The sequence below is a fragment of the Steroidobacteraceae bacterium genome, assembly GCA_041395505.1.
In the GTDB taxonomy this organism is placed as follows: Bacteria; Pseudomonadota; Gammaproteobacteria; order Steroidobacterales; family Steroidobacteraceae; genus JAWLAG01.
This window is the reverse complement of sequence record JAWLAG010000001.1, coordinates 731,678-756,603: the sequence shown is the minus strand read 5'-3', so window position 1 is coordinate 756,603 and position 24,926 is coordinate 731,678. Positions and strand designations below refer to the sequence as shown.

17 protein-coding genes are annotated in these 24,926 nt (G+C 62.6%); 10 read left to right on the top strand and 7 right to left on the bottom strand.

Features of this window, described 5'->3' with window-relative positions; translation table 11 throughout:
• Positions 1 to 8: 8 nt before the first annotated feature.
• Positions 9 to 620 (bottom strand): cytochrome b/b6 domain-containing protein, encoded by a 612-nt coding sequence (locus R3E77_03465; GenBank protein ID MEZ5498473.1) that lies wholly within the window; start codon positions 618 to 620, stop codon positions 9 to 11.
• Here R3E77_03465 and R3E77_03460 point away from each other — a divergent pair.
• Complete coding sequence (locus R3E77_03460; GenBank protein ID MEZ5498472.1) at positions 619 to 1,626, top strand: Gfo/Idh/MocA family oxidoreductase; 1,008 nt, start codon at positions 619 to 621, stop codon at positions 1,624 to 1,626. The two genes, R3E77_03465 and R3E77_03460, sit on opposite strands and share 2 nt — an antisense overlap.
• Here the strand turns inward: R3E77_03460 and R3E77_03455 are convergent.
• Positions 1,581 to 2,882: an MFS transporter gene (locus R3E77_03455; GenBank protein ID MEZ5498471.1), complete on the bottom strand. Its 1,302-nt coding sequence runs from the start codon at positions 2,880 to 2,882 to the stop codon at positions 1,581 to 1,583. The two genes, R3E77_03460 and R3E77_03455, sit on opposite strands and share 46 nt — an antisense overlap.
• A 23-nt stretch (positions 2,883 to 2,905) precedes the next feature.
• Between R3E77_03455 and R3E77_03450 the strand changes: the two genes are divergently transcribed.
• The 3 genes from R3E77_03450 to R3E77_03440 are packed head-to-tail and all read left to right on the top strand — an operon-like array spanning position 2,906 to position 6,337.
• A complete protein-coding gene (locus tag R3E77_03450) occupies positions 2,906 to 4,141 on the top strand; it encodes an FAD-dependent monooxygenase (GenBank protein ID MEZ5498470.1) in 1,236 nt (411 codons plus the stop codon).
• On the top strand, positions 4,131 to 4,970 hold the full coding sequence (locus R3E77_03445) for a formylglycine-generating enzyme family protein (protein MEZ5498469.1): 840 nt from the start codon (positions 4,131 to 4,133) through the stop codon (positions 4,968 to 4,970). The genes R3E77_03450 and R3E77_03445 overlap by 11 nt, the downstream gene beginning before the upstream one ends.
• On the top strand, positions 4,967 to 6,337 hold the full coding sequence (locus R3E77_03440; protein ID MEZ5498468.1) for an MFS transporter: 1,371 nt from the start codon (positions 4,967 to 4,969) through the stop codon (positions 6,335 to 6,337). The genes R3E77_03445 and R3E77_03440 overlap by 4 nt, the downstream gene beginning before the upstream one ends.
• Here R3E77_03440 and R3E77_03435 read toward each other — a convergent pair.
• A complete protein-coding gene (locus tag R3E77_03435) occupies positions 6,259 to 7,308 on the bottom strand; it encodes an alpha/beta hydrolase (GenBank protein MEZ5498467.1) in 1,050 nt (349 codons plus the stop codon). The two genes, R3E77_03440 and R3E77_03435, sit on opposite strands and share 79 nt — an antisense overlap.
• A 39-nt stretch (positions 7,309 to 7,347) precedes the next feature.
• Entirely contained in the window at positions 7,348 to 8,433 is a 1,086-nt protein-coding gene (locus R3E77_03430; protein ID MEZ5498466.1) for an amidohydrolase family protein, read from the bottom strand.
• 169 nt (positions 8,434 to 8,602) lie between these two features.
• On the opposite strand from R3E77_03430, the gene R3E77_03425 reads away from it, so the two are divergent.
• From R3E77_03425 to R3E77_03405, 5 genes are all read left to right on the top strand, one after another.
• Positions 8,603 to 9,427 carry a helix-turn-helix domain-containing protein gene (locus R3E77_03425; protein ID MEZ5498465.1) on the top strand — a complete coding sequence of 275 codons (825 nt, stop codon included), beginning with the start codon at positions 8,603 to 8,605 and terminating at the stop codon, positions 9,425 to 9,427.
• Positions 9,428 to 9,444: 17 nt separating this feature from the next.
• The gene (locus R3E77_03420) at positions 9,445 to 11,520 is read left to right on the top strand and encodes a cytochrome c (GenBank protein ID MEZ5498464.1); all 2,076 of its coding nucleotides are present in this window, start codon (positions 9,445 to 9,447) and stop codon (positions 11,518 to 11,520) included.
• Between the two features lie 196 nt (positions 11,521 to 11,716).
• On the top strand, positions 11,717 to 14,230 hold the full coding sequence (locus R3E77_03415; protein MEZ5498463.1) for a TonB-dependent receptor: 2,514 nt from the start codon (positions 11,717 to 11,719) through the stop codon (positions 14,228 to 14,230).
• Positions 14,231 to 14,439: 209 nt separating this feature from the next.
• Entirely contained in the window at positions 14,440 to 15,474 is a 1,035-nt protein-coding gene (locus R3E77_03410) for an LLM class flavin-dependent oxidoreductase (GenBank protein MEZ5498462.1), read from the top strand.
• Positions 15,471 to 16,289: an SDR family oxidoreductase gene (locus R3E77_03405; protein ID MEZ5498461.1), complete on the top strand. Its 819-nt coding sequence runs from the start codon at positions 15,471 to 15,473 to the stop codon at positions 16,287 to 16,289. Before R3E77_03410 ends, R3E77_03405 begins: the two co-directional genes overlap by 4 nt.
• Positions 16,290 to 16,319: 30 nt before the next feature.
• Here R3E77_03405 and R3E77_03400 read toward each other — a convergent pair whose 3' ends face one another.
• The 3 genes from R3E77_03400 to R3E77_03390 are packed head-to-tail and all read right to left on the bottom strand — an operon-like array spanning position 16,320 to position 22,075.
• The gene (locus R3E77_03400; protein ID MEZ5498460.1) at positions 16,320 to 17,816 is read right to left on the bottom strand and encodes a UbiD family decarboxylase; all 1,497 of its coding nucleotides are present in this window, start codon (positions 17,814 to 17,816) and stop codon (positions 16,320 to 16,322) included.
• A gap of 41 nt (positions 17,817 to 17,857) precedes the next feature.
• Positions 17,858 to 19,882 (bottom strand): AsmA family protein, encoded by a 2,025-nt coding sequence (locus R3E77_03395; GenBank protein MEZ5498459.1) that lies wholly within the window; start codon positions 19,880 to 19,882, stop codon positions 17,858 to 17,860.
• Between the two features lie 21 nt (positions 19,883 to 19,903).
• Positions 19,904 to 22,075, bottom strand: coding sequence for a TonB-dependent receptor (locus R3E77_03390; GenBank protein MEZ5498458.1), 2,172 nt, complete (start codon positions 22,073 to 22,075; stop codon positions 19,904 to 19,906).
• Positions 22,076 to 22,221: 146 nt separating this feature from the next.
• Here R3E77_03390 and R3E77_03385 point away from each other — a divergent pair, with 146 nt between their 5' ends.
• Positions 22,222 to 24,858, top strand: coding sequence for an AAA family ATPase (locus tag R3E77_03385; protein MEZ5498457.1), 2,637 nt, complete (start codon positions 22,222 to 22,224; stop codon positions 24,856 to 24,858).
• Positions 24,859 to 24,926: the final 68 nt, after the last annotated feature.

Below are 24,926 nucleotides of genomic sequence, written 5' to 3'. Positions count from 1 at the left end.
GCGCCCGGTCAGGACTCGCCGAGCGGCCACATTCGCCGCAGCACCCGGTCACGTTTGACGAAGTGGTGCCAGAGCGCGGCGCCGACATGCGCGGCCAGCAACCCGAGCCCTGCCCACAGCCCGATGACATGCAGTTGCGCAAAGCGCCGGTAACCGCGAGGATCACTGAAAGGCAGCGGCTCCCAAATGCGCGGCACGAGGCCATCGAAACCAAACAACCAGCGGTGCGTCACGCCGAATTGCGGCGAATCAGCAAGCGCCGACAACGCGGTCCAGCCCGCCCAGGGGACAAATATCAGTAACAGCAATAGACTGGTTTGCACGGCGGTAGCGGCCCATCTTTGTCCCAGGCCTTGGCCTGGGTCCCAATCCGGTCGACCTGCACCCAGCCTGCGCGCAGCCCACAGCATTGCGGCAATCAGCACGATGAACCCGCCGGTATGATGGAACTGGGACGCCAACAGATGCAGCGACAGCACCTGCGGGTCCTTGAAACTGGGGCCATAGGTTGCGCTCATTACGAAACCTGCAGGCACCTCGATGATGAGCAGCAGCGCCAATCCCCAGTGCAGGGTTTTGGTCAAGCCGCCGTAGCGATGCACCGGGATTCGTCCTGACATGAACCACTCTCCTATTCGTGTTGCTATCGTAGGTTGCGGCCGCATCGCGCACGCACATGCACGTGCGATTCTTGCGCTGCAGCGTGAATTTCGCCTGACCGCCGCCGTCGACAGGGACGTTGACCGCGCCCGTCGGTTCGCCGATCAATACGGCGCAGCTGCAGCCTGCGCCGACCTCGACATCGCACTCGCGCGCGATGACGTGCATGCGGTCGTTCTTTGCACGCCGAACTCACTGCACGCGACCCAGGCCATTGCCGCTCTCGAAGCCGGCCGGCACGTACTGGTCGAAAAACCGATGGCGGAAACGGTGCACGACGCCGAACGCATGGCAGATGCCGCGCATCGTCTTGACCGCGTGCTTGCCGTGGGGCTTACGTTGCGGCACAGCGCGCCGATACGATGGCTGCAGGATCATCGTGATGATTTCGGCACACTGCGCGCCGTCAGCGTGGCCAACCTTGTGCACTGGAAGGGTCCGCAGGCGCCCTGGTGGGCAACGCGCACGCCTCGGCAAGGACTGATACTTTCCTTGTTCGCGCCACACGCGCTCGATTTCGTGCAATTGGTGTTTCAGGGCGAGCAAGCTGATTCTGTCCAGTGTCAGGCGGCACGACTCCAGGCGGATTGGCAAGGCGAAGACGAGGCGATGATGATACTTCGTTATCCGCAATCCCGTCTTGCGCAGATCCACCTGTCGTACAACCAGAGCTTTGTCGTCGATCGCCGTTGCGTGCACTTCGAGCGGTCAATGGTCCGGATCGAGGACGGGGACTACCTGTATGTCGACGACGAACTGATCATCGAGCCGCAACTCCCCGCGTCTGCGATGCACCGGATGGGTGGCCGCGATTTCGATCACTACTTTCGCACCCAACTCGAGGAGTTCGCACACGCCGTGCATGGCCAAAGGCATCGTTGTGTACTGCATGACGAAGGCGTACGACTGACCCGGCTCACTCAGCGCGCCCTCGAGTCGGCGCTCGCAGCCGGTGCCACAAAGTGACCAGGGTTGGCAGCTTTTTTCTCTGCCGTGAAATCCGGATAACGACCGAGTGCCAACAGCAGCGCAGCGCCAACGATGAACATGCCGGCGGCGAAGGCAAGCGCCGCGTCATAATCGCCGGTCCGATCGCGGGCAATTCCATAGAGTGTCGGTGAAATGGCCGACGCAATGCCGAAGGGCAGGAACAGCAGTCCGTAGATCCTGCCGTAGTGCGCCATGCCGAAATACCGCGCCGCCATGAAGGCGATCATGTCGGTTTCCGCGCCGGCCGCGAGACCAACCGCAAGTGCGCAGAAGAACGCGATCGGCAGAACGAGCGTATCGTTCGCCAGCAATATGCAAGCGAGCGCCGGCAGACTGAGCACGGGCAATGTCACCAACGGCGCCCAGAAGCGATCGAGAAACCAGCCCGTAGCGACGCGCCCGAGCAGAATTGCCGCGGCCATGCTGCTGACCACGCCGCGAGCGACCGTGCGGTCGAAACCCGCCAGTTCCAGCATCTGCTGCAGGTGCACGAAGATGCCGCCATAGGCCAGCGCAATCAGTAGTATCGAGGCGATCATCACCCAGAATCGGTAGCCGCGTACAACCGCGGCTACGGGCAGACCGACCGGCTTTCCTTCCGCAAAAACCTCGGGCGGTCTGTGTTCGGGAGGCGGCTCACGGAACCAACGCCAGACCACGGGCAATGCCACCAGCAATGGCAGCAGTGCGAGCAGCGGGAACACCGAGCGCCAACCGAAACGATCGATTGCCCAGCCCGCGACCTGCGGCACCATCACACCCGTCACACTGGTGCCGATCAGCGCCAATCCAAGCGCAATCCCGCGCTGGCGGAAGAACCACAGGCCGATACCCCGCGTCCAGCTCAACGTTCCCGACCCGACACTCACAAGTCCGGCCAGCGCCCATGCCAACCACCAGGCGCCAACGACGGCGGGCGTTGCGCCGAGCGCCGCGAATGCGAGACCAAACAACAACAATGACAGCAAGGCAACAGGACGCACGCCGCGCCGATCGGCAATGGCACCGACGAGGGGCGCCATAGCCGATGCGCACAGGCCGAACAAGGTGATTGCCAGACTGATCTCGGCGATCGACCAACCAAGCGCTTCGCGCATGGGACCGATGAGCTGGCCAATCGCGGTGTAGGGAATTGGCGAGGATCCGCAAGCCACGCCCACCAGGGCGGCGATGACCATGCGCCAGCCGCGACGCAATTCCGAATACCCGTGCTCGCGATTCGCAGAGACCAATATTGAAATCCCCAGGAGCGGCAATGCTCTTCATTCAGGCGATCGATGATTCGCATGGGATATTGCCGATCGGACCTGCCCTCATGCAAGAACCTTCGATCGCCATCATTGGCGCCGGTATCGGCGGACTATGCACCGCGCTTGCAATGCAACGCGCAGGCCTGCGAGTGCGGGTCTACGAGCAGGCGCCAAAGCTAGCCGAAGTCGGCGCGGGCCTTTCGCTCAGCCCAACGGCCGCACACGCGCTCAATCATCTGGGGCTCGGTGAATTCCTGCGCGAACGCGCGACCATGCCCGAGGAGCAGTTCGCGCGGCACTACCGCGATGGCAGGCTGCTGATGCTTTCGAACCGTGGCCGGAGTTTGCTCGAGCGCTTCGGCGAACGCTATTACCTCATTCATCGCGCCGACCTGCATGGCGCATTGGCCGCCGCGGTGCACGCAAACGATGCCGATGCAATTCAGTTGGCGAAGGCAGTGCGTGGCCTGCGCCGCCTCGAGCCCCATGTCGAGATCGAAATGGCGGATGGCAGCATCGAAACTGCCGCTGCCTGCATCGCCGCTGATGGTCAACGCTCTTCGGTGCGTACGCAGATTTTCTCGCCCGAGCAACCGCGATTCACGGGCTATGTCGCCTGGCGCGCGCTCATCCCGATGGAGCATCTCAGTGCACTCGACCTGCAACCGAGCTCGGGCATTTTCATTGGACCGGGCCACATGGTGAATGTGTATCCCGTGCAGCGCGGCCGCCTGCTCAATCTCGTTGCCTTCGCCGAACGCAATACCTGGACCGAGGAGGGCTGGTCGATACCGGCGCAGCGTGACGAGCTGCTCGAGGAATTCTCGGGCTGGACCGACACTGTCCGCTTCATCATGATGGCAATTGCAGACGGCGCGCTGTTTCGCTGGGGCTTGTTCGATCGCACACCACTCGAGCGATGGACCGAAGGACACCTCGCGCTCCTCGGCGATGCGGCCCATCCGGTGCTGCCCTTTCTCGGGCACGGAGCGGTCCTCGCGATCGAAGATGCCGTGGTCCTTGCGCGCTGTTTCGCCACAGGCGAATCCATACCCGCGGCATTGCACCGCTACGAGATTGCGCGTCGTGAACGGGCGCGCTTCGTCTTCGAGGAGTCGCGCAAGGCGGTGCGCATTTTTCACGCCAGCGATCCCGACCGTTATTCCAGATCCGTGGGTAATGTCACCGTCGACGAAGGCCTGGGGCTCTTCGCCTACAATCCGGTGAACTGTGCAATCTAGATTTCACCCGCAGGCCATAGTGCCGCTGCTGGCTTTCGCGTTGATCTGTGGATGCGCTGCTGCAGGTCGGGATCCTGCCCCAGGCCGGCGGCTGCAGGACTGCGCGGTCTGCCCGGAGATGGTCGTGTTGCCGCCGGGACGGTACACCATGGGCTCGCGAGCGGAAGATCGCCGCAGACTGGCGGTGCTGGCCATGTTCGACAAAATGGAGAGCCCGCTGCATGAAGTCCGCATCGGCTATCGATTCGCGGTTGGGCGCTACAGCGTGACGTTCGCGGAGTGGGACGCCTGCGTCGCCGACGGCGGTTGCAGGGGATACCGGCCGGACGATGCAGGTTGGGGTCGCGGACGGCGCCCCGTAATCAACGTCAACTGGACCGACGCCAGGGCCTACGTCGATTGGTTGCGCGAGCGCACCGGACAGCCCTATCGGTTATTGAGCGAAGCCGAGTGGGAATATGCGGCGCGCGCCGGAACCAGCACAGCGTACTACTCGGGCGATACGCTCGATGCGTCCCAGGCGAACTTCGGCCGAACACACCAGGGAACGCTCGAGGTCGGATCTTTTCCGGCCAACGGCTTCGGACTCCATGACATGACGGGCAATAGCGCGCAATGGCTCGAGGACTGTCATCACGAATCATACGAAGCCGCGCCAACAGACGGGTCGGCATGGATCACCGGTGGCGATTGCAGCTTGCGCAACGTGCGAGGGGGCGCGTGGTCACTGAGCGCGTGGAGCGTACGGACGGCGCAACGCATCGGAGATCCGATCGCAACGCGCAACGATCACCTCGGTTTTCGTGTTGCACGCGACCTCGCGCAATGACCACGGGCCTGCCCTTGTCATTGCGGGCAAGCTGGGGACTCGGCGGCCTCGGCGCGACGTCGATGCTCTACCTCATCAACCTCTTTGTCGTGTTCTATCTGGTACGTCATGTAGGTATGCCAGCGGCCATCGCGGGTACGTTACTCGCGATCACTCGCATCTATGATGCCGTGATCGACCCCCTCATCGGCACGCTGAGTGACCGCTCGCAAAGCCGCTGGGGCAAGAGGCGCCCGTTGATGTTCGCAGGGGCCTTGCTGTCCACAGCTGGCTGCGTAGCGGTTTTCAATTTGCCGTCGATGAATATCGGACCGGCGCTTTACGTGTTTGCGCTCGCGGCGCTGTTGCTCTACTGCACCGGGTACTCCCTGTTCGCCATACCGTACATGGCGCAGGGCGCTGAAATGACAAACGACTATGCCGAGCGAGCGACATTGATGGCCTGGCGCACATTCTTTGTCTACACGGCGGGAATCGTCATCACCGCAGGCGCCCCCGCCCTTATCGCAGCGCTCGGCGGCAAGAAGGACGCTTACGCACTGATGTCCGTTGCCGCTGCAGTTGTCGTTGGCGCGACAATGCTTTGGGTCGTGGCAGCAACCGGGAAAGCGCCCGCGCTATCGCCAGGGATCGGCACATCGACACCTGCGGCATCGTATCGTTCAGCGCTGAAAAACAAGCCGTTCCTGGTCATTCTTCTGGTCAAGATGACACTTCAGCTCGGCACAGCGTTCATAGGTGCCGCGTTCTTGTTCTTCCTGTCGGATGTATTGCGGCGCGGCGAAAGTGCACTCGCCCTGTTTGGCCTGGCTAGCAATCTGGTTGGTGTTGCAGCCGTACCGTTGTGGAACCGGGCGCTGCGCACCATCGAGCGACGCAGCCTGGCGATTGCGCTTTTTGCTGCCTTGGGGCTCGTCAACCTGTCGTGGTTGTTCGCTGTCCCGAGCGAGCCTCAGGTATTTCTGCTGCTGCGCGCAGTGCTGTCCGGAGCGCTCGGCAGTGGCAGCGTACTAGTCGCCATGGCAATGCTTGCAGATACCATCGAATACGATCGATTGTGCAGCAAGGAGCAGCGCGGCGGCCTTTTTGTCGGCCTGTTCGAACTCATGCAAACCACATCATTCGTGTTGGGGCCGCTGATCGTGGGATTTGCATTTTCCGCGGCGGGCATGATTTCCGGTGATGCGGGGCGCGGCGCGCAGCCACAATCGGCCGTGGACATGACCCGTTACGCTGTAGCGCTCGTTCCGGCGGCCTGCCAGCTGCTTGGCATCGGCCTGATCATGCTCTACAAGCTGGACGCCGACACACTGGCAAGGCTTCGGGATGCAGACAGGCCGCAGCCAGCTGCGGGCGCACCCGCCTGACCGTCATCGGCGCTACGCTCGCCGCTGGCTCGGAGGAAAGCGGCGGCATCGCGAGCGGTGCGCACTGGATCTTCCATGACCAGCTTGTGGCCCAGTTCGGGGTAGGTAATCGTCGTGACCGTGGCTGCGGTGAACGCGGCGACTATCTCGCAATGCAGCTCCCGCGGCAGCACGGACCCAGCGCCACCCCACTGCACAAGTACAGGTACCCGGACTTTGCCCGCCAACGCATAGTCCCGCGCAGCCCCACCACGACGCTGCCAGCTGGCGAGTCGCGCCTGAAATTGCTCCTCCCGCCCCGGCAAGGTATTCAGAATTCGATACCGGGTTACCAACGCCTGCGTGACCCTGCTCGGATCACCATAAATGCTTTGCAGGAAGGTCCGCCAATACAGATCGGTGCCTTTCGATCCGAGAACCTCGTCATGCAGAAAGAAAATCAGCCGGTCGTGCACCGACAGGCGCTGCCTGGAAGGAAGGCGCAGCGGCACGGTCGACAGCAGCAACTTCTCCACCTGCTCAGGGTGCCTTGCCGCAAGATCAATCGCCTGGGTGGCACCGGATGATGTTCCTGCGAGCGCGAAGTGCTGAGCCCCAAGTCGCTCGAGCAGCCGGTCGAGGAGATAACCCTGCCGCTGCGCGCTGAAATCGCCGCCGTCGTTCGCGGTCAGTCCATGCGCCAGCGCATCGACGCGAATGATGCGATATTGGCCGCCCAGTTCGGCGACCCAACCGTCCCACTGGTGCAAACTCGCTCGCGAGCCGTGCAGCAGTACCAGTATGGGTCCGGTGCCTTCGTCGCGAAAATGCAGTCTCGCGCCGTCGATATCCATGAATTGTGATGGAGGCGCGCCGTAGAGCGACCTCGCCTCGGCGGGGTCAGCGGCAAGCCGGCCGGTTCGCCCCGCCACGATCAAACCTGCGACTGCAAGCAATATGACCAAACCGAAAGCGACGAGGACCCGCAGCATGGTCAATGCCCGCAGCGATCAGGCAGGTGCTCGCGCAACTCAGATCCTGAACAGGCCGTGACCGTTGTCCGTGACCAGACGTTCCTGCAGCGCCGGGTCGATGTCACCGCGGTCGGCCAACTTCTGCCGGAAGTAGATGGTGTCGGCGACGTCGCCCGGATGTCCGTAATCGCTCGCAAGCATCAGCCGATCATCGCCCATATAGCGCATGAGATGGGGCAGATCCTCGTGCAATTCGCAGGTCAGCCAGAAGTTGTGGGCGGTGAGCTTCTCTTTGACGAGCGCCATCAACTCGGAAGGGGGCAGGCGCACGTGCATCGCGGTCTGCACCGCCGCCGGTACCCAGCTGCACCCCGATTCGAAAAAACCGAACCTGAGCGCGGGATATTTGGCTGGCAAGGTACTGTTGAGCAGCGTCGAGAAAGCAAAGTAGTTCGGGCTGTCGGAGATGAAACGATTGAAGCGTGCGCCATCGCGCTGCGCCAGCGACTCTATGGCAGGACTACCATGACCGATGTGCACACATATTGGCCAGTTAAGGTCCACGGCCGTTGCGAACACGGGTTCGAAATCTGGATGATCGATGTAGCGATCACCTTCGAAGCCGCGAAACAACACGCCGACGGCGCCGTCCGTGGCGGCTTGCCGCATGTCACGCAGGGTCGCATCGATGTTCTTGAGCGATGGCACGAAGATCCAGCGCAAGCGCCCGCCGCTCTGGGCGCAGGCTGCCGCAATCCAGCGATTGTAGGCGCGCGTCAATGCGAGTTCCGCATTCGCCCGATCGCAGCGGATATTGAGGAATAGGCTCGAGAAAACGACCTGCACATCGACCTGCTGGCGATCCATCTCGGCGAGTCGCGCAGGGACATCCTGCAAAGTGATGGCACCTGCAGAAATCTCGCCCCGCCCTGCCCCGCTGATCAGTTCGATGTCGTGCTTGCCGTAGAGCCGGTTGTCGATGACCCAGAACTCTTTGGCCTTGGGGCCTGCGAAATGGGCGTTGACGGCGGCGCCGCGCTCCTTGCGCAGGATGGCGGGCCGAAACTCCTCCTCGCTCCGGGCAAGCAGGTCCCATACCCTTTCCGATTCGACGACGTGTGTATCGACATCCAGTACGCGCATAGCTGCAGGCCTCGATTGCTGGCTTCACCGCCATGGTAATGATCCGCCAGACGGCGAAGACGCGAGAATTTCACTGTTGAACCGAATGGGCGAGCGTGGCGCGACTTTACCACCCGCGGCCACATAGCGGATGATGCCCGAGCCTCGTCAAGCGAACTGAACGGATTACATGGCCCCTGACAGAAGCGTCCAGCGCGGCGCAGGTTTCGAGTCCGCAGCGAGCGAGCGATCGCGTGCTGTCGGGCGTGTGCTGGCCGTGCTCGAGGAACTCAGTGTTGCAGCCGGACCGCTGTCGAACAATGACCTCGCCGTGCGCCTGGGTGTACCGGCGGCGAGCATGTATCGCCTGCTGCAGAAGCTCGCCGGTCTGGGCTACGTCGAGTACTCGCAGTCCCACGCAAGCTATGGCGTCGGGGCACGGCTTGCAGAACTCGGCGAGCGCCTTGCTGACGCGGGCTGTCGGTCACCGCCGCTGCGCAGGCTGATGAGCTCACTGCGTTCCGAGACCGGTGATACGGTTTCGGTGTGGGTACGCAGCGGCGTGCATGTAAGGCTCGCCGCACTGTTGCTCGGCGAGATCCGCGGCCTGACCTCGGTCGCTCCCGGCGAAATCGCCATGCCGTTCTCGACACCGGGCCTTGCGATCGCCTCGCAATACAAGCGCGATCAGGTGCGTGCGCTCGTCACCCAATGCCGGCGACGCCGGGTCGGACTCGGCCGACGATTCAATGGAATAGCCGAGGTCGAGCAGGCGCTGCGCGATGTCCGCAGCCGCGGATTCGTCGCTGGATACAATCTGCGGGCCGACGGCTGGGGGATGCTCGCCTGGCCCATCCCGGTGACCACCTCGCCGCTGCGCATAGGGGCGCTGGCGCTCGGCGCACCCGTCGCTGCGCTGCGCCGCGATGAAGATCGCATTCTGGATCTGGCCAGCCGACTGATGGCCGAGTATCTGCGTGACCAGGCGGCCCATGGCGCGAGCGGCGACGTTTGACGCGCCCCGCGAGCATCATGCGCTGCCTCGCGGCGATGCTGTCTCTGGTCGCAACAGGCACATTGCCGGCAGACAATGCTCGAGGCGATGCACAAAATCTCACTTATCATGGCAATGCGCAGCGCAGCGGCTGGTACGACGCCGAGCGCAGGCTCACTCCCGAGCGCATCCGCTCCGGTGACTTCGGCCTCATCTTCGAGTCCGATCCGCTCGCGGGCGCGCTCGGCATGCCGCCTCGCCTGTTTGCATCGCCGCTTTATGTGACGGGCCTCGAACTGGATGGCTCTCGTCACCAGCGTGGCCGCCACGACGTGGTGTATGCGGCGAGCACGACAGGTTACGTTGCCGCCATCAACGCGTCGGCTACCCCTGGGCATGCGCGGGGTACGACCCTCTGGCAACGACGTATCGTGGATGCACCCTGCGGCAACGGCACACGCGGCATCCTCTCGACGCCCGTGATCGATCGCAATCGTCGCATTATCTATGTCGTTGGTTGTGACCAGACCCGCGCCTGGGTTGCCCATGCACTCGATCTCGCGACCGGCGAACCGTTACCGGGCTGGCCGCTCGCATTGTCCGCCGAACAGGTCAATGTCGAAGGCGTCAACGCCAATGGCGCGAATCGGTTTCCATCCGGCGTCGCCATGCTCCAGCGCGGAGCATTGAACCTGAGCGCGGATGGCCGCTGGCTGTTCATACCCTTCGGCGGCGAACCGGTCAGTGGCTGGTTGTTATCGATCGATACGCGCGGCGCGCGCATCGCGGCTGCGTTTTCGGTTACCGCGCGCACCGAGGAAGGCGTAGGCGGGCTGTGGGCATCGGGTGGCGTTGCGATCGACTCCGACGGATACGTGCATGTGGCGAGCGGCAGCAGCGTACTGAACGCGCTTGCGGGCATGGGTCACTCGGGTGTGTACCCGGACAGCGCCGGAAACTGGGGGCAGTCGATCCTGCGGCTCGGCGTCGACAGCGCGGGCCGGCTGCGTCTTGCAGGCACATACACGCCGTTCAACTATTGCCAGGCCGGCGGCCAGGACCTCGATCTCGGCAGCGGCACTCCGATCGTGGTGGACCTGGCGGGGAGCGAATCGCAAACGCCGCACCTCCTGGTGCTGGGTGGCAGCAAGCAGGGCAATGCCTATCTGCTCGACCGCCGCCACATGCCAGGCAACCTGGTCAAACGCCAGCCCTGCGCGGCGGATCTGCGACACGCTGCCGACCAGGACGGCTCGCTGCTCGCGCCCGATGTGCAGCCAAGCCATGGCGTGCGAGGACCACTCAATGTATTCGGTCCCTACAGCGATCGTTTTGGCATGGGCGATCTCGCCAAGAGCCGCTCCACCGCGGCCTATTTCCGCGCTGCAAATGGCAGGCATTTCGTCTACATGACCGGCACTACCAAGGCCGCAGAGGACTCGGGAATCAGCGTGCCACCTTCGCTTGCGCGCCTCGAAATCGTCGCGCATGCGATGCAGCCCGCCTACCTGCGAATCGATGCCGTGCAGCCGGAGCTCGTGTTTCAAAACCCGGGCTCGGCGGTCATCAGCAGTCACCATGGACACGACGGCATCGTCTGGGTGCTGGATGTCAACAAGCCGCGCTCGGCGTCGCTTTACGGCGAAGACGCGCCGCAACCCGTTTTGTATGCGATCGATGCGGACAAGCTTGAACTTCTGTGGCGCAGCCCCGCCGGTCTGCTCTCACCCGGCGGCAAGTACAACGAACCCGTGGTCGCAAACGGCATGGTTTTCGTCGGCACCGATCGTATACAGGTGTTTGGCCTGGGCGCAGGGCGGAGCGCGGCGAACGCGCACCGACCCCGATCCGAGGGCGAGGGGACGACGACGCGGGGCAGCTCGTATCAGCCGGCCGCCCCCGGAACGCGCGACGATGCCGCGGGCCTGTACGTAACCCATTGCGCGGCCTGCCACGACCAGGAGCGGCCCGACGTTCCGCCGCGTGCCCGGCTCGCTCGGCACTCGGCCGATGAAATCATTGCCAAGCTCACCACCGGAACGATGCAAAGCCATGCCAACGGACTGACGCCATCCCAGGTCGAGAGCCTGGCGCGCTGGCTTACCCGACCATGAGCCGCGCCCACCTGCCGGATTGAGGCATCGATATCCGGGGCAGGCGTATTTTTTGAGCAACAGCTGCGCTGGGCCCCGACCCGGTTCGTTTCATTATTGGAATGGTCACCTGCGGCCACTTTGCTATCGTCGCTCCACCATTCTTCTATAACGACCCGGGGAACTTTCAAGGGGGGTTGGCCTCATGGCATCACAAATGAATATTCGTCTGCTCACTCTGGCTCTTGTATCGCTCGCCACACAGCCTTTGGTTGTGTTGGCCCAGAACGAGGGCCTCGAAGAGGTCGTCGTCACGGCGCGCAAGAAATCGGAAGATCTCCTGCAGACGCCACTGGCCGTGTCGGTGATGAGCGGCGAGGACATCGACGTGCGCGGCATCGTGTCGCTGACCGATCTCGCCAACAATACGCCAGGATTCCAGATCACGAGCGTGAATTCCGGTCGCAACGACAGATCCTTCCAGCAGATCAGTTTGCGCGGTATGACACCCTCGCGCACCACGTCCACGCTCACCGCGACCTTTATCGACGGCGTGCCAGTCTCGTCCGCAAACGCCGTCAACAGCGTAAACAGCCCGGCCCGTGTCGAGATCCTGAAGGGACCTCAAAGCGCGTATTTCGGCCGCAACGCATTTGCCGGCGCGATCAATGTCGTCACCAAGGAACCGGGCAGCGAGTTCGGCGGCGACGTCAGCATCAGCGCCGGTTCACGCAGCAGCCACGATTTCGAAGGCTCCATCGAGGGGCCGTTGTTCTCCGACATGTTCGGTTTTCGGCTGACGGCACGCAGCTGGGAGAAGGACGGTTCCTATGACAATCTGGCGGTGCCCGGCCAGACGCTCGGCGACCAGTCCTCGGATGTCTTCAGCCTGACCTTGACGGCCAAACCGACGGAAAAACTCAACATCAAGCTCTTCGGCATGTTGTCGAAGGACGATGACGGCCCGAGCCCCGAGGCCATGGCCTCGGCTTTCGAGCTGCGCAACAACAATGGCGCGCTCAACATTCCGTTCAACACGGGTTCGACAGCCGGTACGGTCATCGTGCCGAGCCTCGCCAATTGCACGCCAAACGGCAGCCGTCCGTGGATCTGTGGCGCGGTGCCTCTGCTACCCGCGGGATTCGGTCCCGGCCAGAACTCGGCGAATACCGCGGCCCTGTCGGCGAGTCTCGCGAGCGGCGGCCGCCGGATCATTTCCGCCTCCGATGGCGTCAAGGGCTACGGGCTGGTCGGTGAATTCAGGCACGCTCACCTGACCGTAGACTGGCAGATCGGCGACAGCGGATTCACGCTCTCCTCGCTCACGGGTCTCAACGAGTATTTCGTCAGCGAAGTCGATGACCTCGACAACTGGGACGGCAGCGGAATCAACAATCCATTCCCGAATGGCACGACGACGTTCTGGAGCTTCCCCTTCCTGGTCGAGCGCGAGGAACGCGACTTCTCGCAGGAACTGCGTCTGTCCTTCGACCGCGATGGCCCGTTCAGTGGCCTCATCGGTTACAGCTATCTCAAGACCTCGGCCTGGAGCGATCTCGTCAACCTCTTCAATGAGATTACAGTTGGCGTGCCGATCGCGGCGCGCGGCGCGACCAGCGTCACCGCGCCTCCCAAGGCAAAGACCAACAGCGTCTTCTTCGGCGCAAGCTTCGACGTGAGCGACAAGCTGACGCTGAGTTTCGAGGGGCGCCAGCAGCGCGACGAGGTCGAGAGCTACACAGGTGCCACCACCCTCAACGTATCGGCGGCTGCCGAAGCGCAATATGGCGTGCCTGCCGGCTCCTACGCGCCTTTCTCACCGCTGGTATCGCGCACCTTCGACAATTTCCTGCCACGGTTCATCGTCGACTACCAGTTCCATGACGACCTGATGGGCTATGTCTCCTGGTCGAAAGGCGTCAACGTACCCTTGCTTTCTTTCAACACGAACTTCCTGGTGCTCGGTTCGCCTGAGGTTCTTGCCGAGGCGGCGAGGCTTGGCCTCAGCGTCTACATGGAACCCGAGAAGATCACCAACGTGGAACTCGGCCTCAAGGGCAAGTTCGCCGACGGCCGTATCAGCGCGGCGCTTGCTATATATCGCGCGAAGTGGGCCGATCAGCAGAATTCACGTACGGGTTTCGTCGTCGACGGCAATGGAGTTCCGCAGATTGTCTCGGGCGTCGCCAATACTGGCGAGGTCATCGCCGATGGCATCGAGCTCGACATGCTCGCGAAAGCGAGCGACCACGTGACGGTACAGTTTGCGGCCGCAATGAACAACAGCGACATCCAGTCCTTCGAGGACCCGCTGGTTTCCGGCCTGACCGGACAGGTAGGTGCGGACTTCGAAGGCCACAAGATGCCGCTCGCCCCGAAAATCTCGGCCAATGTGGGCGTGCAGTATGACAGCGACGTTGCCGCATGGAGCGACGGCAGCTGGTTCGCGCGTGCCGACGTTTCGTACAAGGACAAGCAGTTCATCGACGCCAGCAACATCACCTGGATCCGGCCGCGCACCCAGGTCAATCTGCGTGCGGGGATCAAGCGCGGACCGCTGTCGGTCGACGCCTACGTGCAGAACCTGTTCGACGACGACGGCTATGTTTCGGCATTCAGCAATTCACTCCTGACACCGGACTTCTCGCTGACCGCGGGTGGTGCGGGCTATGTGAACCTGGCGCTGCCGGAACTGCGCACCTATGGCGTGAAGATCGGCTACAAGTTCTGACGCCCCTGTAACGGGCTGAGGCGGGCACCACCGGCTGCAGCCCGCCTCGCACCAACCAGGCCCGGAACGCCGGGTGCACTGATCGCAGTGCATCCGGCGTTGTCGTTTTCGGACACGGCCGCCGAGCAGGTTTGCAACGCGCCGAGGGTGTCCGACAATGATGCCCGTGGGCGCTGTGGCGCCTTCCTGCAGACGTGAGTAGATGACGCATGGACATCGACATCATCCTTGAACCCAATCTGACCCCGAGGCAGATGCTGGAACTGGGCCAGGTCGCGGAGCGATACGGCATCCGCGCGCTCTGGTCCTCCAATTATTTCGCGCATTGGGACGGCTTCCTGTCGCTCGCGCCACTCGCCGCGGCAACGGAGAGGCTGCTGATGGGTCCGCTCGCTGTGAGCCCCTTCGAAATGCATCCGCTCAAGATCGCGAACGCGCTCCTCACGCTGAACGAAATGACGGATGGCCGGGCCGTCGTCGCCATGGGCGCGGGCGAAGGCAACATCGACGCCATGGGGCTGACGCGCCCTCCGAAAATCATCCGTGCCGTTCGCGAATCCATCGAGATCGTGCGTGGCGCAGGCCGGGGCAGCCTGCAGCAGGGTTACAGGGGAGAGGACTTCGTCGTCAATTTTCCCTGCGCCTTTGACTGGATCAGGGCCCATCCGCCGCTGGTCTATGGCACGGCCTACCGGGCGCAGATGATGCGCATGCTGGCGCGGGTGGCAGACGGTGTATATGTCGGCTGCACGACGCCCGAGGAAATGGCGCAAGCCATGGCAGCCGTGCGCGAGGGCGCGGCGAAGCGCGAAGCCGGCATGGCGTCGCTGCGAGTCAATACTTTCTGGGCCTGGCACCTGAAACACGATCGCGACGAAGCATTTCGCGAGTCACGTCGTGAACTCGCCTGGCGCGCGCGCAAGCTCGATCCCGAACTCCTCGCACATGTACTCGATGCCGAGGAAGTGGCGCTGGTACGCGCCAACTACGAAAATTGCGTCGCGGCGTGGTTCGATCGCTCGGGTCGAATCAAGGGCGTGCCGGAGAGCATCTCCGCGCGGTTGTGCGAATATTTCACATCGACCGGCGGCCTGGCAGACCTCGACCGCGAGATCGAGCGCTTCCGGATGTTCGGCCAGGCCGGTCTGACGGAGGTGGCGCTCAGGCTGCACGACAATCCGATGGATGCGCTCAAAATCATCGGTGAGCGGGTGGTACCAGTCTTGCGCGAGGTGGGCAAATGAGTGACCGACGAACCGAAGCGGGTAAAGTCGCCATCGTCACGGGCTCGGCGACCGGCGTCGGCGCAGCGGCGGCACTCCTGCTCGCCGAGCGCGGTTGCAATGTCGTCATCAACTACACGAGAAGCCGGGCGGAGGCGGAGGCGACCGCGGGTGCCTGCCGCGCCTGCGGTGTCGAGGTGCTGATCGAACAAGGCGACATCGCCGAGGATGCCGACTGCCGTCGCATTGTCGAAGCGGCCATCGGCAGATGGCAGCGAATCGACTATCTTGTCAACAATGCCGGCAAGACGAAGTTCATCCCGTTTGAGGACATGGAGGCGCTCACCAAGGAGGTCTTCCTCGACATCTACACCGTGAACGTGGTCGGCACCTTCCAGATGATCCGTGCAGCAGCGCCGCATCTGCGCCAAGCCAAAGGCGCGATAGTCATCACATCCTCGATCGGCGGCGTCACGGGTATAGCGTCGTCAATGGCCTATGCAGCCAGCAAGGCAGCGCTCAATCTTTTGACGCGCTCACTCGCCTTGACGCTGGCGCCCGAGGTGCGCGTGAATGCGATCTGCCCGGGAGCGATCCAGACCCGCTGGCTCAAGTCCGGGCTCGGTGACGCGCAATATGAAGCGATGATCACTGGCCTCGCGGCCCAGCTGCCGCTGCAGCGCGTTGCCACGGCGGACGGGATCGCACGCAGCGTCCTGGCCTTTCTGATCGATCATACGGAAGTGACCGGTACGACGCTGAACGTCGATGACGGCCTGCACCTCGGCAAGCTCCCGGCCTATTCGAGCAAGGACAAGAGCCGCGACCTGCTCTGACGCGGCCCAACCGGCGGTGTCACGCTGCGCTCAGGCGAGGAAGGGCGCCAATCGCTCGCGCAGCTCGGCGACAAGCTTCGGATCAGCGTTCGCGGTCTCGGGATAGTCCTTGAAGCGCTCCGGCACCTTGATGGTCGCGTCGATGCCTATCTGCTCGCCCATGGATGGCACACCCTGCTCGGATTTCGGCGCTGAGGGATCGAGCAGGTAAGCTTGCGCCGAGCGATTGATGATGGTGTCGGAATAAGGCTGCACGCGCGTCATCAGCGCCCATTCGATGGCATTCCAGTCGTAAGGATCAACATCGGGTCCAACGACCACGACCATCTTCGCGGTTCGTCCCCAGCGGCCGGCAGAACCCCAGACGGCATGAAGGACATACTTGCCGAACTCCGCATGTGGCTTGTTGGCGCCATCGACCGATAGCTGCACGACGAAACTCAGGTTGGGCGAGGCCGCGACGTCCTTTACCTCCGGAATCTTCTTCTTGAGATCCGAGAAGACCTCTGCTTCGACCGGCAGCAACGCCATGTAGACGTGGTCGAATGGCGGCACCATCTCCTGGGTCGTGTACCACATTGGATCCTTGCGGCGCGTGATGCAATTGACGCGCATTTCCGGCAACCACAGCGCCTTGTCATAGTAGCCACCGGGATTGCCATGCGGACCGATCACGGCGGGCTCACCCGGTACGAGTTCGCCCTCGATTACCCACTCGGCATGCGCAGGCACTTCGAGGTCGACAGTCTCGCACTTGACGAGTTCGACCGGCGATCCGCGCAAGCCGCCGGCAAACTCGAATTCGTCCACCCCGTAGGCAAGTCCTGTCGCTCCGGCCAGGTGCACGACGGGATCGGCCATCGAGGCCAACGCCACGGGCAGCGGTTTTCCCTTGCGTGCCGCCTTGCTGAAGTGCAGGCCGATATGGTTCATCGGCGGATTCCACCAGACGAATCCCGCAAGCCGGCGCTTGATCTGTTCGTCCGTGTAGCCCTGGCCGAGCGGATGCGTCGCATTCCAGAACTGCGTGTAGCGGTAGCAGCCAACATTGCGCTCGCCGGAATCCGGATCGCGTGAGACCGACACGGCATTGCAGACATAGGACGGACCTTCTTTGCCATACCACACTGCCGGCAAATCACGGTCGAGCGAAATATCATCGCCTTTTACCATCCATTCCTTGCAGGAGGCTTTCGCGCGATCGACGAGCACAGGCTTCTTCCAGCGAGCCGGATCGTTCAGCACATCCGCAACCTTGCGTTTGGCATCGAGCCAGCTGGACTCACCTACGATCCAGGCCGTGCGCTCACGTGTGCCAAATGGATTGAAAACCAGTGGCACCTCGGGCGCATTGGACCCAGCAGGCTGCTCGAGAATGAGCGCCGGACCATTCTGTTCGTGCAGCAGACGCATGACTGCATCGAGCTCGGAACGCCCACGCGAAACACTCACGGGCGCGCTGACACGCTTCAATTGTCCGCGTTGCTCAAGCAACGCCAGATACTCCCGTAGATCCTTGAATGCCATCAGCCTTCCTCAATCATTGAAATTTCGCTCGTTCAGACTCGTCAATTGCCGAACAGGTTCTTCAGTTTGTCCTGCAATTTCTCTTTGACTTTCTCTTGCAGTTTCTGCTTCTGCTCGTCGACCTTTTCCTGCACGCGCTCGCGCACCATACCTGACAGATCGGGCCGAATCCTGGGCTCTGCCATGGTGCCCGAAATCCGTACCGGAATGGTCGCACCCGCAAGCTGACCCATGCCGTCACCCGCGCCAGCAGGCGCAGCCAAGATCCTTGCCTTGATGCGATAGTCGATTGCACTCGTGAGGAGATTGCTCTCACCCTCGCCTGTTACATGCAGTTCCTTCGAATCGGCGACCAGGTCCCTGGTGGTGGCGACGCCGTTGCGCAGGTCGGCCGAGGCGGAAAACCGTTCGAACTCGGTACGACGACTGTTGCTTGCTCCCGAGAGACTACGTTTCGAGGCCAACGACTGGGCTTCGGCGAGCGCGTACCAGATGTCGATGCCGTCGACAGCGCCGTTTCGAAGGTCGGCGCGCAGCGTGCCGTTCAGACTTTGAAGCATCGCATCGCCGCTGCGACCCCGTGCGTCGAGCCTGGCGGACAGATCGCCCTCGCCGGTGATGCGTTCACTTTTTGCAAAGTCCTTGCCGAACCTCGCAACGTCGATACCGGTCAGATTCGCCTGCAGATCGAGCTTCGGAACCTCCCCGCGCAGGTCCCAGTTGATATCGCCGGCAAATCGCCCGCCATAGAGTTGCGCCTTGAGGGGCGCCATCCGCAACTGCCCGCCGGTGGCGCGCAGGGCGACGCTAAGTTGCTGCAATTGCACGCCGGCAGTGCGGATCTCGCCGATGTCGAACTGGCCGCGTGCGCGCAATGGTTTGAGCGTATCGACCGGCAATTCGATCGCCGACTCCGGAGTCCCCTGCCCACCCGCCGTTGGCGGGGGCTGGTAGAGATCGAGGTCGATACGATCGAGCGTCAATGCGAAATCCAGGTCATGAGTCCCGGTGTTGAACGACATTCGACCGCCAAGCGTCGAGTCATCGAGCTTGAGGTCGAGCTCATTGCCTTCGACGATGCCGGCCTGCCAGCGATAACGCCCTTTGGCGGCAAGGTTCGCAAGTCGCGAGTTGTCCCGGGTGAGAGGGGTTGCGAGGCCAAGTGCCGGCAGCAGCTTGCGGGGTGCCAGTGCACGCAGTTCAAAATCGCCCGCGAGTAACGGTGCATCCACGATACTTGCGCCCTGGATATTGCCAAAGAGCTGCGCAGGCCCGAGTTCCAGTTCGTACTCGGCTTGATCGAGGGTCTGTTGCGCGAGGTTCATGGCCAGTTTCGCGGTCGTGAACCGCCAGGGAGTGGCCGCCGAATTCGGTAGTTTGCCCTCCAAATCAAGGCTCTCAAGTGCATACAGCTGGCGATCGAGATCGACAGTCACCCCGAATTGCATCCGGATTGGAACGGGTTTCGCAGGCGCGCCACTTTGCAGCATGAATTCGAGCCGCACCGGGATGCTCGCGCCGGCACGTACGCGGCCGATCGTCGCCTTGAGTTCGCTCGCCTCCTTGTCCTCGAAACTGACTCTCCCATTTGTGATCGCGACACCGGCGAGGTCGAGTGACGCCGCGTGATCGCTTTGCCCTTCAACCGCGCGCTGAGGTTCGCGCTGATCGCCCCAGTCCTCCCAGTTGCCTTTGCCGTTCCTGTCCTGTTCCAGTTGCAGGTCGAGGCCATCGATCACCACTCGACCGACTCGCACCTGGCCCCGCAACAGCGGCAGCAACCGTGCATGCAATGATGCTCGTTTCAGCGTCAGGAATGGTCTTTCGGAAAATCCCCTCGGGTTGCCAAGACTCGCAGGTCCGATGTCGACCGCCAGCATCGGCAGGACCGCAAGCCTGACATCGCCATCCAAGCGAAGTTCGCGTCCCGTCGCGGCCTGCACCTCGGCAACAATGCGCGCCTTGTAATCGTTCGGATCGAACAGCAACCAGACCGCGAGCACGAGCACCGCAAGTGCCGCGACAATGACGCCAAGCGCGACGGCGATGACTTTCAGCAGACGCATTCGTTACCTGCGTGCCCTTCCTTAAAATGAGTAGGTATAGCTCAGCTCCCAGGTACGCGGTTCGCCCGGCAACCACGAAGCCGTATTGTTGAACAGGAAGGTGGAAAAGTTCAGGGTCGAATACTGACCCTGCTCGTCGGTCAGGTTCTTGCCATTCAGCACCACTTTGTGATGCCCATCGGTGCTGGCGAAGGTAACGCTTGCGTCCAGCCAGGAACGTGAATCGACGCGATCGAGCGGATTGTTCAGATGCGCGACCTGCTGGAAATAATGATCGATGTAACGCCCGGACGCTGCAAAACGCAGAGTTCCCGCCGTGAGTGGCGCATCGTAGGCGAGGCCGATGGTGGCCTGTGTGTCGAAGGTGAAAGGCGGTGCGTCACCCAGCGTAACCCCGGTGAGCAAGGCGCCCGGCGCCAGCGACTTCCACTTCGCGTCCATCAGGGTTACGCTGCCGTAGATCTGTACGCGCTCGCTCGCGAGCCAGGTGAGCTCGGACTCGAGCCCCTTCACTTCACTTTCGCCGGCATTCTGGTTCGACAGGCCCGTCGGCGTGATGATGCCAATGACGAGATCCTTGTAACGCGTCAGATAGGCGGCAGTGTTCAGCCGCAGGCGTCGCTCGAGCAACTCGGCCTTCAGTCCGACCTCCAGAGAATCGACCAGCTCCGCCTTTTGCGCCTGGCCGATGAAATCGGCGTTGGCGAACGGGTCGTAGGAACCGGCCTTGTAGCCCTGGCTGAATGTCAGGTAGGAAAACAGGCGATCACTGATGGCGAATTCGAGGCCTGCCTTGGCGGTAAAACGACTGAAGCTGTCGTCCGACGCGAAATCGGCCGGCGCGCCCAGTGAATTGGCCTTGCGACCCGAGAAGTCCTTCTTGTCGCTGGTGTAGCGCGCGCCCATCACGGCAGTCCAGCGTTTGTTCATGTGGACGTTGACCTGACCATAGGCCGCGACGGATTTCGACACCAGGCGATGATCGGCGGGCACGGCCGCGAAGAACCCACCGGCAAAATAGTCCTGAATCGTCTGCCGGCTCTTCTCGCGGTAGTAGTACAGGCCAAATATGCTCGACACGCGCTCATTGCCCTGCGTGAAATTGAATTCCTGCGAAATCTGGTCCTGCTCGGAAAGTGCCAGGCGGAAGAAGCCGCTGGTGCCGGGCACGGCGTCGAACGGCCCGACCGGTGGCGGCGCAGCCAGTTGTCCGGCCGTGAAGTCGACCGCCCAGTCATCCTGCATCTTGCTGTAGGCCGTGATCGATTTGAAAGTCACCGCACCGAGAGGAACGGTGATGACGAGATCGGCGCCGTGCTGATCGGTATCGTTGAATGGATTCAGCAGACCGCCGGGAGTCAACACGGCAGCGCCGGCGACATCGCTCTTGTCGGAGAACACCCGCTGACCGGTCGTCACATTGACCGGCGAGCCGTAGGCTCCATCGGACTCACTGTTGGATCCGTAGGCGGAAAAAGTTGCGTCGTATCCCTCGCCCCGGTAATGCAAAGTACCCAGAGCGCCTAGAAAATCGGTTTTACCGACTTTGCTGTCATCAACGCGATTGGTCATCCAGCCGTCGCTGCGCTTCTTGTGCAGCACCGACAGGGCTCCGCTCAGGCGTTCGCCAAGAGGGCCGCTCAAAGCGAGCCGCGCGCGGCTGGTGTCGAATTCACCATAGGCCAGCTGCACTGAACCGGTGAACTCGTCGGCGGGCGCTCGCGTGACGATATTGATGGCACCGGCCAAAGTGTTGCGGCCGAACAACGTACCCTGGGGTCCGCGCAGCACTTCTATGCGATCGACCTCGGCCAATTCGATATTCGAACCTGACAGCCTGCGGTAGACACCATCCATGTACAGCCCTACGCCCGGCTCGGAGAACATGAATGCGGCATTCTGCTCCGCATTGCCGCGCAGCGAGACCGTCACGGCAGCGTTGCTCGCGACGTTGTTCTCGACCGTCATCGAGGGCACGGTGGCATCGAGATCGTCGATGGTCGTTATCTGCAGGCGCTCGAGATCGGTCGCGCCTATTGCGCTCACGGCGATGGGGGTGGTCTGCAGATCCGAGCTACGACGCTCCGCGGTGACCGTGACTTCTTCGAGCGCGACGGACTGTGCAAGCGCGATTGCGGGCACCGCGACACATGCCAGGACAAGGATCAAGCCATGGCGACAACGAACGTACATGACACGCCCCCTTTACCGAATTGGCTGGCAACGTTACTACGCCAAACAGGGGCAAGGTGCAATATCCACGCCCATGGCAGCTTGCGCCGATCGGTGCCTCTGCTAGTGTTGAGCGGGTGCAATCGCCGCTGATGGTCTTCCAGTCTATGAAAGCACGTGGTGAGGAGCTGCTCGAGCGTGACACGGAGCTTGCTCGCCTGGCGGACTGGTTGGCGCAGGTGCACGCCGGAAGTGGCCGAAATGTGCTGATCACCGGCGAAGCGGGCCTCGGCAAGACATCGCTCATTCGCGAATTCATCCACCGCGCGGGCGTCCCTGCACATATTGGCGCCTGCGATGCGCTCTTCACGCCCCACCCCCTGGCACCGTGGCGGGATATCGCCAGGCAGCGCGGCGGATCGATGCTTGCCGAGCTCGCGCTCGGCGCCGCGCGCGACACATTGCTCAATGCAATTCTGGGCGATCTCGAGCGGGACGGGACCGTACGGATCCTGGTCGTCGAGGACCTGCACTGGGCGGACGAGGCGTCACTCGATGTGTTCAAGTTCCTGGCCCGGCGAATCGAGCGCACCCGTTGCCTGCTGATCGGCAGTTACCGGGAAGATGCCGTAGACGCGCGGCATCCCCTGAATTTCGTACTTGGCGACCTGCCCTCGTCGACGACTCACAGAGTTCGACTTGCGCCACTGTCCGTGGCGGCGGTAGCAGCTCTTGCCGAAGGAGCCGGGCGATCGGCCGACACACTGCACAGCATCACCGGTGGCAATCCCTTCTACGTGACCGAAGTCCTGGCTGCGCCCGAGGGCGAAATTCCAGCATCGATCCGCGCTGCAGTTCTCGCCCGGCTTGCGCCGCTGACGGCAACGGCACGGCGCGTTGCAGAACTATGTTCTGTCATACCGGGTCGCGCCGAACCCTGGTTGTTGCGCCAGCTCGACATCGACGATGAAACGTCGGTCACCGAATGCCAGCAACTCGGTATGCTGCGACTGCCCGACGGGTCACTGAGTTTTCGCCACGAACTGGCGCGACAGGCCATCGAATCGAGCCTCGGGATGCAGCGCAGGCGCAGCCTGCATGCCCTGGCGCTGCGCGCACTGAGATCCTCGCGACTTCAAAATGTCGCGCATGCGCGCCTCGTGCACCACGCGGAACGCGCCGGCGATGACGCAGCTGTTGTCGAACTGGCGCCGCTCGCCGCCGAACACGCTGCGCATCTGGCGTCGCACCGCGAGGCTGCGGCGCATTACCGCAGTGCATTGCGCAGCGCGCATAGCCTCGCATCGGTCGAACGTGCACAGCTGCAGGACAAACTTGCCTACGAGTGCTACCTGATCGGCGCCATTGATGAAGCGATCGAGGCACGCATGGCCGCGTTGGTAATCTGGCGCGCCGCCGACAATCGCCTGCGCGAAGGAGACGAACTGCGCTGGCTGTCCCGGCTGCAGTGGTTTCTCGGCAATTCGGCCAAGGTCGAACAGTTTGGGCTCGAGGCGGTGACGATGCTGGAAGCGCTCGACGAGAAGGGTCCGGAACTGGCCATGGCGTACAGCAACCTGTCGCAGTACCACATGCTTTGCAACGAGAACGCTGCCGCAATCAGCTGGGGCGAACGAGCGGTTCATCTGGCTGAAGCAATTGGCGCCGACGAAATACGCATTCACGCTCTCAACAACATCGGTTCCGCGAAGTTTGACGGCGTCAGCGACGCAGGCGACAAGGAGTTGCATCAGAGTCTCAGGGAGGCTGTGGCGGGGTCCTTGCACGAGCATGCCGCGCGCGCCTATACGAACATCGCCACCAATGCCGTATCAGTGCGCAATTATCCTGCGGCGTGGAAAATGCTTGATGAAGGCCTGCGCTACTGCGAGGAACGGGACCTTGATTCCTGGTACTTCTACATGCTGGCCTGGCGGGCGCGGGCGCGATTTGAAACCGGGGACTGGGAAAGTGCCGAGCAGGACGCCAGTACCGTATTGGCTCGCAAGGACTACATCTCGATCAATCGCATCCCGGCACTCATCGTCCGGGCGCGCATCCTTGCCCGCCGGGGTTCGCCGGATGCGGCCGTATTGCTCGGCGAAGCACTGGCGCTCGCGGGTACGACCCGCGAACCACAGCGTATCTGCCCGGCAGCCATCGCGAGTGCCGAATTGGCGTGGCTCGATGACAACCTGCGATTGGTTGCGGCGGAGGCCAGGCGCGGGCTCGGCGCCGCGATACGTACCCGCAACCCCTGGCCGCGCAGCGAACTGAGTTACTGGCTCTGGCGCGCCGGCGCCTGGCGCGGAGAAGGTGATGTCCTGGCGGACCCATATGCCCGCCAGATCGCCGGTGAACACCTGGCGGCATACGGTCTGTGGACCGGGTTCGGCTGTCCGTACGAAGCGGCAATGGCCCTTTACGATGCGGGCGACGAGGCGAGCCTGCGTGCTGCGCTCACGACATTCACCGAGATGGAAGCGCAGCCGATGGTTCACCGCGTCCGCCACCGATTGCGCGCTATTGGCGCCAAGCGCGTACCCCGCGGCTCGCGAGCGTCAACCCGCGCCAACGCCGCCCGGCTGACGCGTCGCGAACTTCAGGTCCTGGCCCTGGTGGCCGAGGACCTCACCAACGCTGCAATTGCCAGGCGTTTGTACCTGACGACCAAGACGGTGACTCATCATGTGACTTCGATCCTTGGCAAACTCGATGCCCACTCACGACGTGAAGCCGTCCAGCAGGCTCGCAATATGGGCATCGCGCTGCCAAAAACCGGGAGCCCGGTGGGCAAAAAATAGGACGTGGTCCCGAAGATCGCCCGCATGGCGATCGCTAACGTTACTCCAGGCCGGCATCAGTCCTGATC